The organism is Caballeronia cordobensis (assembly GCF_001544575.2).
GTDB lineage: Bacteria > Pseudomonadota > Gammaproteobacteria > Burkholderiales > Burkholderiaceae > Caballeronia > Caballeronia cordobensis.
The window spans coordinates 143292-155568 of sequence record NZ_FCNY02000006.1; the positions used below are offsets into that span (position 1 = coordinate 143292).

The window sequence follows — 12277 nt, forward strand, 5'->3', positions numbered from 1 at the left end:
TCGTAGCCTACGGCCGCCGCGGCATCGCGCGGCGGCCGCCAACCAAAACAACGAGAACATCATGAGCGAACAGGAAGTGCAGCGCGTGAGAGCGACGCCCGCCGCGATCGATCTCATCGAAAAGCTCAAGGCCGAGCACGGCGACGTGCTGTTCCATCAGTCCGGCGGATGCTGCGACGGCAGCGCGCCGATGTGCTTTCCGGTGAACGAATTCATGGTCGGCGGTTCGGACGTGAAGCTGGGCGCGATCGGCGGCGTGCCGTTCTACATGACCGAATCGCAATACGCGTATTGGCAGCACACGCAACTGATCATCGATGCCGTGCCGGGCAATGGCGGCATGTTTTCGCTGGAACGCCCGACCGGTCTGCGCTTTCTCACACGCTCGCGGCTCTATAGCGACGAAGAGAATGCGTGGCTCGACAGGCATCCGGTCGAGCACGTGAGTTGAGGTTTATTTCCAGCGCGGCGGCCGCTTCTCGACGAACGCCTGCGTGCCTTCGAGCGTGGCGTCTTCCATCATGTTGCAGGCCATCGTTTCGGACGCGAGCGCGTATGCCGCCTCGATGCCGCTTTCGAGTTGCCGATAGAACAGGCCCTTGCCCGCCGCGACCGCCTCGCGCGGTTTGGCGGCGATGGTCGCGGCCAGTGTGCGCACGGCATTGTCGAGTTCGTCCGGCGATGCGACACGGTTCACGAGGCCGCGTTCATGCGCCGTCGCGGCATCGATGAATTCGCCGGTCACGAGCATTTCGAACGCGGCCTTGCGCGATACATTGCGCGACAGCGCGACGCTCGGCGTCGAGCAGAAAAGCCCGAGATTCACGCCCGATACGGCGAAGCGCGCATCGCTCGACGCCACCGCGAGATCGCACATGGCGACGAGCTGACAGCCCGCCGCCGTCGCGACGCCATGCACGCGCGCAATCACGGGCTGCGGCATGCGCTGGATCGCGAGCATCGTGCGCGAGCAGTGTTCGAACAGCGCGCGATAGTAGGCGAGCGCAGGTTCGGCGCGCATTTCCTTGAGATCGTGGCCCGCACAGAACGCGCGTCCCGCGCCCGCCAGCACGACCACGCGCGCATCCGACGCGGCAATCTCCTCGAACGCGCGCTCGAGCGCATCGAGCATGGCTTCGGATAACGCGTTGAACGCATCGGGACGATTCAACGTCAGCAGGACGGCGCCATCGACGTCATAGGCATGGCGTTCGATCAGAACGAGTTCGCTCATGGCTATGCGCCCTTCAAACGTCGATGGCCGCGACCGAGCCCGCGATCTTGCGCAGCTCGAACTTCTGGATCTTGCCGGTCGAAGTCTTCGGCAATTCGCGGAACTCGATCGCGCGCGGCACCTTGAAGCCCGCGAGTTCCGTCTTGCAATGCGCGATCAGTTCCTCCGCGGTCGCATGCGCACCGGGCTTCAGTTCGACGAAGGCGCAGGGCGTTTCGCCCCAGCGCGCATCGGGCTTCGCGACGACGGCCACCGCGAGCACGGCGGGATGCCGGTACAGCGCGTCTTCCACTTCGATGCTCGATATGTTCTCGCCGCCCGAGATGATGATGTCCTTGCTGCGATCCTTGATGCGCACGTAACCGTCCGGATACGCGACAGCGAGATCGCCCGTATGGAACCAGCCGCCGCGAAACGCATCCTCGGTGGCGGCCGTGTTCTTCAGATAACCCTTCATCGCGATGTTGCCGCGAAACATGATCTCGCCGATGGTCTCGCCATCCGAGGGCACGCACTCCATCGTGGCGGGATCGCGCACGGTCACGGCATCCTGCAAGTGATAGCGCACGCCTTGCCGCGCGTTGAGGCGGGCGCGCTCGTGCACGTCGAGCGCGCTCCATTCGTCCTGATGCGCGCAGACGGTGGCCGGGCCATACACTTCGGTCAGGCCGTACACGTGCGTCAACTGAAAGCCCATGCGCTCCATGCCTTCGATCATCGTGGCGGGCGGCGGGGCGCCCGCGACCATCGCATAGACTTTTTGCGTGATCCCGGCTTTCTGTTCGTCGGGCGCGTTGATGAGCAGGTTCTGCACGATCGGCGCGCCGCAGTAATGCGTGACGCCTTCGTCCCGTATGAGATCGAAGACGGCTTTCGCCTCGATCTTGCGCAGGCACACGTTCACGCCCGCGCGCGCCGCGACCGTCCACGGAAAGCACCAGCCGTTGCAATGGAACATCGGCAGCGTCCATAGATACACGGAGTGCGTCGGCATGTCCCATTCGAGGATGTTGCTGATGGCATTCGTGTACGCACCGCGATGGTGATACACGACGCCCTTCGGATTGCCCGTCGTGCCCGACGTGTAGTTCAGGCAGATCGCGTTCCATTCGTCCGAGGGCGGCTGCCATTCGTATGCGGGATCGCCGCTCGCGAGCAGCGCTTCATAGTCGATTTCGCCGATGCGCTCGCCCGCGCCGGCGTACTGCGGATCATCCACGTCGATGACGAGCACTTTCTGCGGAACGTCCGCGAGCGCGCGGCGCATCGTCTCCGAGAACTCGCGATCGACGAGCACCGCTTTCGCCTCGCCGTGCGTCAGCATGTAGGCGAGCGTGCCGGCGTCGAGCCGCGTGTTGAGCGCGTTGAGCACGGCGCCCGTCATCGGCACGCCGAAGTGCGCTTCGACCATTTCGGGCGTGTTCGGCAGCATCGCCGCAACCGTGTCGCCCACGCCGATGCCCCGCGCCGCGAGCGCCGATGCGAGCCGCCGCGTGCGCGCATACGTTTCGGCCCAGTTGCGCCGCACTTCGCCGTGCACGATGGCGGGCCGCGCCGGATAAACGGATGCCGCGCGCTCGATGAAATTGAGCGGCGTCAGCGCCGCGAAGTTGGCGGCCGTTTTGGGAAGGCCATCGTCGTACATGCCGGCGGTCATCGGCGTCTCCTTTTTCTGGTTTCGTGCCTATATTACGCGCGCCTAACGGCGGTGACCATGAGGGAATCGGAGCAACCGGATGCTGTAGACAAAGACACGCTTCGCGAGAACTTCGCGAAGCCATTCGGGATTTCGATGACGCGTCAGGCGAGATCGTCCAGCTTCACGTCGAAGCCGCGCCTGACGCCGGGCCGCGCGAACAGCGCTTCATACCAGCGCTTGACGTTGGGATAGTCGTCGAGCGAAACCTCATGGCGTTCATGCCGCCACGCCCAGCCGAGGATCGCGAAATCGGCGACGGACAATTCGCCCGCGACGAATTCCACTTGCGCGAGACGTTTGTCGAGCACGCCATACAGGCGGCGCGTTTCATCGGAATAGCGCTTGAGCGCATAACGCCGGTCGCATTCCGCCTCGACCATGCGGAAGTGGTGCACCTGTCCGGGCATCGGGCCGAAGCCGCCCATCTGCCACATCAGCCATTCGAGCACGGGCACGCGATCGCGCAGGCTCGCGGGCAGAAACTTGCCGGTCTTCTCGCCGAGATAAAGCAGGATCGCGCCGGACTCGAAGACGCTGATCGGCTGGCCGTCGGGGCCGTCCGGATCGACGATCGCCGGAATGCGGTTGTTCGGGCTGATGCGCAGAAAGCCGGGCGCATGCTGCTCGCCCTTCGTGATGTTCACCGTCTTCACGGCGTAGGGCAGTTGCATCTCTTCCAGCGCGACGCTGATCTTGCGTCCGTTGGGCGTATTCCAGGTATGCAGTTCGATGGTCATGGCGTCAGTCCCGTTCAGGTCAATGCGGGCGACACGTAGCGCTGAAAACCCGCGCGCTGCGTGATGCCGATATACCAGCGTTCGAGTTCGGGCAGGGCGGGCCGCGCCAGTTCCGCGATGCCGAACCAGCGGCGCGCATAGGCGGCGATGACGAGATCGGCGAGCGTGAAGCTATCGCCTTCGAGATAGTCGCGGCCTTTCAAATGGGTATCGACGACGCGCCAGAGCTTGTCCACTTCGCTCGCCGCGGCGGCGAGCTGGGCCATGTCGCGATCGGCCGGATTCGTGCGGATATAACCCCAGAAGACGGGACGCTCGGCGGGTTGCAGCGTGGAGAGCGACCAGTCGAGCCAGCGGTCCGCGCTCGCGCGAACTTTCGGCTCGGCCGGGTAGAGCGTGCTGTTCGGCCCGTATTGCATCGCGAGATAACGGATGATGGCGTTCGATTCCCACAGCACGAAATCGCCGTCGACCAGCGTGGGCACGCGGCCCGCCGGGTTCATCGCGAGGTAGTCGGGTTCTGTGTTGCGCCCGAATTGCAGGCCCGCGTCGATGCGGTCGTACGCGAGGCCGAGCTCCTCGCAACACCACAGCACTTTCTGCACATTGACCGAGTTGGCTCTGCCCCAGATCGTCAGCATTCGATGTCGCCTTTCGTTTTTGTCGAGGCGTCCATCTTAGCCGCGTTTTGTGTTTCGCTTCAGCCGATGTGCGCCGCGAAACCCGTCTGACCGGACGCGAGTTCTTCGCGCAACGTAAGCTGCGGAATCGCGTAATCGCCGTGATTCTGCTTGCGAAATGCGATTGGCGCGTCGTCCCAGAGGCGGTCGAGACGCTCGCCGAGCGCGCCGCGGATCGTGTCGAGCCGCGCGTCGTCCACGTGGTTCGTTTGATAGACGACGAAGGGCGGCAGCACGTCGAAGCCGGGATAAAAGAGCACGCCGTGCTGGATCGGAAACAGCACATCTTCGATCGGTCCGTTGATGCCGCGCGAACCGTAGTGCGATTCCCAGCCGCCGGTGGTCACGACGATCATCGCGCGCTTGCCCGCCATGACGCCTTCGCCGTAACGGTCGCCCCAGTGCGCGTCCGAATGCTCGCCCACGCCATAGCCGAAGCCATAAGCGTACACGCGTTCCACCCAGCCTTTCATGATCGCGGGCATCGAGAACCACCACATCGGAAATTGCAGGATCAGGGCATCGGCCCAGCGCAGCTTGTCCTGTTCGATTTCGATATCGCGGCTTTGCAGGCCGTTCTCGAACGCGTGCTTCGAGTCGAGCGCCGCGTGAAAGGGCGCGTCGGTGCTGCGGTCGCGGACATCGCTCGCATCGATCTGGGCTTTCCAGTTCATCGCGTACAGGTCGGAGACTTGCACGTCATGGCCGTTCGCGCGCAGGCGTTCGACGGTGAAATCGTTGAGTGCGCCGTTCAGCGAGCGGCGTTCGGGATGGGCATAGACGATCAGGACTTTCATGAGGCTTCTCCACTTCGTTTCGGGAATGGAGGCCAGCATAGAGACTCGTCGGGTATATTGGAAATGAATATCTAGAATTGCAGGAATTATCATGGCTAATAACTTGAGGCGGCTGGATCTCAATCTGCTCGTGACGCTCGACGTATTGCTCGCCGAGCAGAATGTCACGCGCGCCGCCGAGCGGCTTCATTTTTCGCAGCCTTCGGTAAGCGTGCATCTCGCGAAACTGCGCGATATCTTCGGCGATCCCTTGCTGTTGCCGGGACCGCGCGGCATGCGGCCCACGGCGCGCGCCGAGAGCCTGCGCGAGCCGCTGCGCGATGCGCTGGCGTCGCTCGAACGCGCGGTGTCGTCCGAGCCGGCATTCGATCCCGCCACCGCCGACGACACATGGCGCATCGCCGCGACGGACTACAGCGAATCCACCGTGCTCCTGCCCGCGCTGGGCGGCCTGCGGGCCGCCGCGCCGCATACGCGCATCGCGGTGCTGGAGATCAATCCGCCGCGTCTCGCGAAGCAGGCGGAGCAGGGCGAGATCGATCTGGCGTTTCACATCACGTCGCCGGACGCCGATAACTTTCATCAGCAGCCGCTCTTCACGGAAAGCTATGCGCTCGTGGGGCGCAAGGATCATCCGCGCCTGAAGCGGCGGCCAACGCTCGCGCAGTTCTGCGCGCTGGAGCATGTGATCGTATCGCCCGATGGCGGCGGCTTTTTCGGACCCACCGATGAGACGCTCGCCGCGCTCGGCATGAAGCGGCGCGTCGCGCTCTCGGTGCCGCATTTCCTCTTCGTGCGCTCCGTGCTCGCCACGACCGATCTCGTTTCGATGCAGCCCTTGCGGCTCGTGAAGCACTGGCCCGAGCTACGCGGCGTCGCGCCGCCCATCGATGTGCCCGGCTACGAGATGTCGATGTACTGGCATGAACGCGTGCATCGCGACCCCGCGCATCGATGGCTACGTGAATTCATTGCGCAAGCCGTTTGAAAGAATAGTGCCTAATTCATGATGTTTTCGCATGATCGTCTTTATCGCGTTATTACCGATTCAGTGCGCTAAAAGCGAGTGCTACTGTTTGTCGGCAAATCCTTAATTGCTGCATGTGCTTGGCTGCGTCACTCCACGATCGATTAAAAAAGGGAGACTGATGATGTCAAAACGCAAGTCGTGGCGGGGAGTGAGCACCGTCATCGCAACGGGCATGGCGATGGCTGGACTTGGCCTCTCGGCCACGGCGAACGCAGCAGGAGAGCCGATCAAGATCGGCGTCATCAGCGAAGAGTCCGCGGTCGCGGGCGCTTCCATCAGCAAGGCCGCGCAGCTCGCGGCGGAAGAGATCAACGCGAAGGGCGGCGTCGACGGCAGGCCCATCCAGATCATCGCGTATGACGACCATTCCTCGGCGTCGGACGGCGTGCGCGCGTTTCAGCGCGCGGCGAGTCAGGACAAGGTGGTCGCAATCATCGGCAGCTATATTAGTGAAGTCGCGCTCGCCATGGAGCCGTGGTCCGCGCGCCTGAAGATGCCGTTCATCACGCCGGGCGCGGCCAGCAACGAAATTTCGAAGCGCGTGCACGACGACTACGATCATTACAAGTACACGTTCCACGGCTGGATGACATCGGCGTTCATCGCGCAATCCATCTGCGATTTCTCGCATGACGTGCTCGTCGGCGAGTTCAAGATGAAGACGACCGTGGTAATGAGCGAAGACGCCGCGTGGACGAAGCCGCTCGACGAACGCTTCCTCGAATGCCTGCCGAAAGCGGGCTTGAAGGTGCTGGATCATATCCGCTTCAATCCGGACACCTCCGACTTCACGCCGATCTTCAATCAGATCGAAGCGAAGCATCCGGACACGATCACGACGGGCATCAGTCATGTCGGCGTTCAGCCCACCGTGCAATGGCACGATCAGCAAGTGCCGATTCCCATGACGGGCCAGAGTTCGCAAGCCACGACGACGAGCTTCTGGAAGGACACCAACGGCGCGACCGAAGGCGTGATCACCGCATCGGCCGCGGCGCCCGGCGTCGCGATGACGCCGAAGACCGTGCCTTTCGTCGAGTCGTATCAGAAGCACTTCAACGGCGTATCGCCTGCTTATGACGGCTTTACGAGCTATGACCTCGTGTACATCATCGCGGATGCGATTCATCGCAACCAAGGCTCGACCGATCCCGACAAGATGGTCGATGCGCTCGAGAAGACCGATTACGTCGGCACGATCGGGCGCTGGCAGTTCTATGGCAAGAGCGATCAGTTCACGCACGCGTTGAAGTACGGCGAAGGGTATATCACCGGCATCAATCTGCAATGGCAGAACGGCAAGCAGGTGGCGATCTGGCCTAAGTCGGTGGCGAACGCGAAGGTCAAGTTTCCCGCTTTCGTGAAGGTGCAAGCGGCCGCGAACTAGGTGTATCGCGTGAGTGCGTTTCAGGCTGACCATTCGAGGGCCGCCTATGTTGCCATTGCAGATACTCATCGACGGTTTCGCGATCAGTTCGCTCTACGGACTCGGCGCGATCGGCTTCACGCTGATATTCGGCGTATCCGGCGTGCTCAATCTCGCGCACGGCGGCGTGATGCTGATCGCCGCGCTGCTCGGCTGGGCGCTGGCCGGCGAAGCGGAACTGGGCACGTATCTCGGCACGCCGCTCGGTGTGCTCTGCGGCATGGGGGCCGCCTTCATCACGTATTTCATGGTGGTGCGGCCCATTCAGCGTTCCACCGCGATTCCGCGCGAAGAGAAGGAAATCTTCGTGCTCACGGGCACGCTGCTGTGGGGCATCATGATCCAGCAGGGCATGGCGTATCTGTTCTCCGATAACCCGATCACGATGCGCCCGCTGATCCCCGGCGTCGCGAGCATCGCGGGCGTGCGCGTGCCGTACAACGAGATCATGATCGCCGTGGTGTGCTGGGTGGTCATCGGCTTGTTGTGGCTCTTCGTGAATCGCACGAAGGCGGGCAAGGCGCTGCTCGCGGCGTCGATGAATCCGCGCGGCCTCACGCTGCTCGGCTTCGAGCTCTCGCGCATCTATCTGCTTGCGTGGACGATCTACGGCGTGCTTGCCGGCATCGCTGGCGTGCTGCTCGCATCGTTTCTCGGCGTGAGCACGAACAACACGGGACAGCTTACGGCGAGTGCGTTTTCCATCGTCGTGCTGGGCGGTCTCGGCAGCGTGTCGGGTTCGCTGATGGCCGCGTATGTGGTCGGTTATCTGGAGACCGTCACCGCGTATCTCATCTCGCCGACGCTGCGGCCGCTGCCCGCGCTGCTGTTGCTCGTGCTCGTCGTGTACGTGCGGCCGCAAGGCTTTCTCGGACGGCGCTGATCATGAAAGACATCGTTCGCTCGCGTGCGATCTGGATCGCGGTGCTGCTCGCGGTCGTCGCCGCGACGCTGCCGTGGTGGCTCACCGGCTACATTCTCGGCGTGCTCACGGTCGCCTATTACTTCGGCGTCTTCGCCATGTCGTGGGACTTGCTCTTCGGTTTCGCGGGCGAAGTCAACTTCGGCCCGACGTTCCTGATCGGACTCGGCGCATATTCCGCGGCGATACTCAATGCGCACGCCGCCGCCCCGATACCGGTATGCGTGATGGCGGGCGGGCTCGTCGCGCTCGTCGGCGGCCTGCTGCTCGCGGTGCCCGCGTTGCGCCTGCGCGGGCCGTATTTCGGCCTCGTCACGCTCGTTGCCGTGCTGCTGTTGCAGAACGCGATCGTGATTTTCGCGGGCATCACGGGCGGCGAGATCGGCATGATGGTGCCCGATGTCCTGTCCGTCGATGCGGACCACAACTACTGGATCGCGCTCGCCTTCCTAATCGTCTGCGCGGTCATTCTCTTCGGGCTGTCGCGCTCGGCGATCGGCCTCATCCTGCAGGCGAGCGGCCAGGACACCGTCGGCGCGCAGGCGCTCGGCTTCAACGTCGTGAAGCACAAGCTCGCGGCGTTCTGCATCAGCGCGGTGTTCTCGGGCGTCGCGGGCGCGATGCTCGTGTTCTATCAGGGCACGGCGTCGGTAAGCACGGTGGTCGATATCGGCATCGGCGTGCAGATCATCATCGCGGCGGTGCTCGGCGGCAGGCGCACGATACTCGGCGCCGTGCTCGGTTCCATATTTCTCATCGTCGCGGGCGAATTCCTGCGTCCGCTCGGGCAGATCAACACGTTCGTGGTCGCGGCCGTCGCGCTCGCGGTCATCCTGTTCTTTCCCGATGGATTGCTCGGCAACATCCTGCGCGTGAGGGAACGCGAATGAACGCATCTCCGTTGCTCTCCGTGCGCGGGCTGACGAAGCGCTTCGGCGGCCTTGTCGCGGTGAAGGATATCGGCTTCGATATCCGGCCCGGAGAAATACTCGGCCTGATCGGCCCGAACGGCTCGGGCAAGTCGACGGTGATGAAGCTCATCATGGGCATCGAGCGTCCGAACGCCGGGTCGATCAAGGTGGATGATGTCGAGATGGCGGGCTGGCTGCCGCATCGCATCGCGCGTGCGGGCGTGGGTATCGTGTTTCAGCATTCGCGGCCGCTGCATCGGCAGACGGTGCTCGAACACATCAAGCTCGCGCTGCTGCCGGATTCGCTCGTGAAGCTCGCCGCCGATCCGCACGTGAATCGCCGCGCGCGCGAAATTGCCGAGCGCGTGGGCCTCGCCCGCGTGATGCATCGTCATCCGGCGACGCTGCCTTTCGCCGACCTGCGCCGCATGGAGATGGCCAAAGCGATCGCGCGCGATCCGCGTGTCGTGCTCGTCGACGAACCCTTCGCGGGTCTCACCGCCGCCGAATCGGAGATGTTCTCCGAACTGATTCGCGGCTTTCGCGCGGAAGGGCGCGCGGTGCTGCTCGTCGATCACAACGTGAAGAGTCTTGCGGCGCTCGCTGACCGCGTGCTCGCGATGTATCTCGGCGAGTATGTCGCCGAAGGCACCGCCGACGAGGTGATGAAGAACGAGACCGTGCGGCGCGTGTATCTCGGCGGCAAGATCGAGGCGCGCGAGCGCGGCGCGGAAGTCGAGATCAACAACAGGCCGTCGATACTTCAGGTCGAGAACGTCGGCGTGCTCTACGGCAAGGCGCGCGCGCTCGAAGGCGTGGACATGCATGTGCGCGAGGGCGAGTTCGTGTCGGTCGTCGGACTGAACGGCGCGGGCAAGACCACGCTCTTCAATGCGATCTCGGGGCTCGTGCCGTATGAAGGCGCCATCCGCTACGGCGCGCGGGACCTGAAGGGCATGACGGGCGCTGCCATCGCGCGCGCGGGCATCGTGCAATGTCCCGAAACGCGCGAGCTTTTCGGCGACATGACCGTGCGCGAGAATCTCGATCTCGGCGGCTATCATCTCTCCGACACCCTGCGCGCCGATCAGCTCGCGTGGCTCTTCGAACTCTTTCCGATTCTCGAATCACGCCAGGCGCAGACCGCGCGCACGCTATCCGGCGGCGAGCAACAGATGCTTGCCATCGCCCGCGCGCTGATGATGCAGCCGAAACTTCTCATCCTCGACGAACCCACGCTCGGCCTCGCACCGGTCATTCTCGAACAACTCTCGAAGGCGATGGAACTGATGCAGAAGACCACGCCGATCACCGTGCTGCTGGGCGAGCAGAACGTGACTTTTGCACTGCCGCATGCGGACCGCGTGTATGTGCTGGAGCATGCGCGCATCGTGTGGGAAGGCAGTCCGGCGCGCTTCGAGAAGGAGATGGGCCGCGGGTTTCTCGAAGCGGTGCCGTCGGAACCCGTGCAGGCGCGCGTTTGAATCGGCTGAATCGCATGCGCCGCCGCTAAACATCCGCCGCTGTTGCGTAAAACACCACACGGTGTTGCACCGAATCGCGCATTCCGATATTGGATGTGTTAAAACCGCGTGCATTCATGCGTAAGCCGAATGCGTTCTTCGCTCACGAACGATGAACCGTAAGGCGACGCATCGAAGCTCATAAAAATAATCGCTCATAATTGAACGCGTCCTACACATCATGAAGACAATCGCATCGCGCGCCGTTGCCGGCATCGGCGCATCGGTCATCGCGCTCGCCTGCCAGTCCGCATTCGCGCAAAGCTCGGTCACGCTCTACGGCGTCGCCGACGTGAGCGTGCGCTATCTGACGAACGCCAACGCCAATAACGACGGCAAGCTGTTCATGACGAACGGCGCGATCACCAATAGCCGTTTCGGCCTGAAGGGCGCCGAAGATCTCGGCGGCGGGCTGCAGGCGATTTTCCGCCTGGAAAGCGGCGTGGAGCTGGAGAATGGCCAGTTCGCCGATCCTTCGCGCGCATTCAATCGCGCTGCCTACGTGGGTCTCGCGAGCCACTATGGCACGCTGACGCTCGGCCGCCAGAAGACGCCGCTCTTCGACATGCTGGGCGATACGTATGACCCGCTCACCGTCGGCAATTACTTCGAGAATGCATGGCTGCCGGTTGCGCTCGGCGCGGGCCTGTATGCGGATAACGCCGTGAAGTACAACGGCACGTTCGCGGGCCTCACCATTGGTGCGATGTATTCGTTCGGCACGAACTACACGGCGACGGGCGCGGGCGGTTTCTCGGGACAAGTGCCGGGCCATCTGGGCGCGGGCAACATGTACGGCTTCACGGCTTCGTATGCGATGGGCCCGCTTTCGATCGGCGGCGGCTATCAGCAGAACAGCGACAACTCGTCGAACAAGCAGAAGATCTGGAACGCCAACCTCGTTTATACGATCGGACCGGCGAAGCTGTACGCGGGCTATCTGCATTCGACGGACGACACCGGCTTCGTCGACAGCATCCTGCAGCAGCGCGGCCTCGTTGCGGGCACGGACATCCAGAAGGGCTCGGGCCGCCGCGACGACGGTCCGTTCGCGGGCATCACGTATCAGGTCACGCCCGCGCTCCTGCTCACGGGCGCGTTCTACTACGACCACATGAAGAACGCGGCCATTGGCGGCGGCGCGACGGGCAGCGGCAATCGCTACACGGGCGTCGCGCTTGCGGAGTACGCGCTCTCGAAGCGCACCGAAGTCTACGGCACCGTGGACTTCAACAAGGTCACGGGCGCGGGCGACGTCGAATTGCCGGGCCGCTCGAATCAGACCGGCGTATCGATCGGCTTGCGCAACCTCTTCTGA

12 protein-coding genes are annotated in these 12277 nt (G+C 63.4%); 7 read left to right on the forward strand and 5 right to left on the reverse strand.

Annotated features, from left to right (window positions below):
* Window positions 1–61: 61 nt before the first annotated feature.
* Entirely contained in the window at window positions 62–451 is a 390-nt protein-coding gene (locus AWB70_RS13295) for a DUF779 domain-containing protein (protein ID WP_014252679.1), read from the forward strand.
* 3 nt (window positions 452–454) lie between these two features.
* Here the strand turns inward: AWB70_RS13295 and AWB70_RS13300 are convergent, their stop codons facing one another.
* From AWB70_RS13300 to AWB70_RS13320, 5 genes are all read right to left on the reverse strand, one after another.
* On the reverse strand, window positions 455–1234 hold the full coding sequence (locus AWB70_RS13300; protein ID WP_053571591.1) for an enoyl-CoA hydratase: 780 nt from the start codon (window positions 1232–1234) through the stop codon (window positions 455–457).
* A gap of 13 nt (window positions 1235–1247) precedes the next feature.
* Window positions 1248–2891 carry an acyl-CoA synthetase gene (locus AWB70_RS13305; RefSeq protein ID WP_053571590.1) on the reverse strand — a complete coding sequence of 548 codons (1644 nt, stop codon included), beginning with the start codon at window positions 2889–2891 and terminating at the stop codon, window positions 1248–1250.
* A gap of 143 nt (window positions 2892–3034) precedes the next feature.
* On the reverse strand, window positions 3035–3670 hold the full coding sequence (locus tag AWB70_RS13310; protein WP_014252676.1) for a glutathione S-transferase family protein: 636 nt from the start codon (window positions 3668–3670) through the stop codon (window positions 3035–3037).
* 14 nt (window positions 3671–3684) lie between these two features.
* Window positions 3685–4311 carry a glutathione S-transferase family protein gene (locus tag AWB70_RS13315; RefSeq protein ID WP_053571589.1) on the reverse strand — a complete coding sequence of 209 codons (627 nt, stop codon included), beginning with the start codon at window positions 4309–4311 and terminating at the stop codon, window positions 3685–3687.
* Between the two features lie 59 nt (window positions 4312–4370).
* Window positions 4371–5147, reverse strand: a complete 777-nt coding sequence (locus AWB70_RS13320; RefSeq protein WP_053571588.1) for an NAD(P)H-dependent oxidoreductase — start codon at window positions 5145–5147, stop codon at window positions 4371–4373.
* 91 nt (window positions 5148–5238) lie between these two features.
* On the opposite strand from AWB70_RS13320, the gene AWB70_RS13325 reads away from it, so the two are divergent.
* The 6 genes from AWB70_RS13325 to AWB70_RS13350 all read left to right on the forward strand — a co-directional run bounded on the left by AWB70_RS13325 (window position 5239) and on the right by AWB70_RS13350 (window position 12277).
* Window positions 5239–6135: a LysR family transcriptional regulator gene (locus AWB70_RS13325; protein WP_053571587.1), complete on the forward strand. Its 897-nt coding sequence runs from the start codon at window positions 5239–5241 to the stop codon at window positions 6133–6135.
* Window positions 6136–6298: 163 nt separating this feature from the next.
* Window positions 6299–7564, forward strand: a complete 1266-nt coding sequence (locus tag AWB70_RS13330) for an ABC transporter substrate-binding protein (RefSeq protein ID WP_014252672.1) — start codon at window positions 6299–6301, stop codon at window positions 7562–7564.
* Between the two features lie 46 nt (window positions 7565–7610).
* A complete protein-coding gene (locus AWB70_RS13335; protein ID WP_053571586.1) occupies window positions 7611–8486 on the forward strand; it encodes a branched-chain amino acid ABC transporter permease in 876 nt (291 codons plus the stop codon).
* A 2-nt stretch (window positions 8487–8488) separates the two neighbouring features.
* The gene (locus AWB70_RS13340) at window positions 8489–9415 is read left to right on the forward strand and encodes a branched-chain amino acid ABC transporter permease (RefSeq protein WP_053571585.1); all 927 of its coding nucleotides are present in this window, start codon (window positions 8489–8491) and stop codon (window positions 9413–9415) included.
* A complete protein-coding gene (locus AWB70_RS13345) occupies window positions 9412–10920 on the forward strand; it encodes an ATP-binding cassette domain-containing protein (RefSeq protein WP_053571584.1) in 1509 nt (502 codons plus the stop codon). Before AWB70_RS13340 ends, AWB70_RS13345 begins: the two co-directional genes overlap by 4 nt.
* A gap of 220 nt (window positions 10921–11140) precedes the next feature.
* Window positions 11141–12277, forward strand: coding sequence for a porin (locus tag AWB70_RS13350; protein WP_053571583.1), 1137 nt, complete (start codon window positions 11141–11143; stop codon window positions 12275–12277).

Coding starts and splice junctions, on each gene's coding strand:
- AWB70_RS13295 (WP_014252679.1), top strand. CDS start 62: ATGAGCGAACAGGAAGTGCAGCGCGTGAGAGCGACGCCCGCCGCGATC.
- AWB70_RS13300 (WP_053571591.1), bottom strand. CDS start 1,234: ATGAGCGAACTCGTTCTGATCGAACGCCATGCCTATGACGTCGATGGC.
- AWB70_RS13305 (WP_053571590.1), bottom strand. CDS start 2,891: ATGACCGCCGGCATGTACGACGATGGCCTTCCCAAAACGGCCGCCAAC.
- AWB70_RS13310 (WP_014252676.1), bottom strand. CDS start 3,670: ATGACCATCGAACTGCATACCTGGAATACGCCCAACGGACGCAAGATC.
- AWB70_RS13315 (WP_053571589.1), bottom strand. CDS start 4,311: ATGCTGACGATCTGGGGCAGAGCCAACTCGGTCAATGTGCAGAAAGTG.
- AWB70_RS13320 (WP_053571588.1), bottom strand. CDS start 5,147: ATGAAAGTCCTGATCGTCTATGCCCATCCCGAACGCCGCTCGCTGAAC.
- AWB70_RS13325 (WP_053571587.1), top strand. CDS start 5,239: ATGGCTAATAACTTGAGGCGGCTGGATCTCAATCTGCTCGTGACGCTC.
- AWB70_RS13330 (WP_014252672.1), top strand. CDS start 6,299: ATGTCAAAACGCAAGTCGTGGCGGGGAGTGAGCACCGTCATCGCAACG.
- AWB70_RS13335 (WP_053571586.1), top strand. CDS start 7,611: ATGTTGCCATTGCAGATACTCATCGACGGTTTCGCGATCAGTTCGCTC.
- AWB70_RS13340 (WP_053571585.1), top strand. CDS start 8,489: ATGAAAGACATCGTTCGCTCGCGTGCGATCTGGATCGCGGTGCTGCTC.
- AWB70_RS13345 (WP_053571584.1), top strand. CDS start 9,412: ATGAACGCATCTCCGTTGCTCTCCGTGCGCGGGCTGACGAAGCGCTTC.
- AWB70_RS13350 (WP_053571583.1), top strand. CDS start 11,141: ATGAAGACAATCGCATCGCGCGCCGTTGCCGGCATCGGCGCATCGGTC.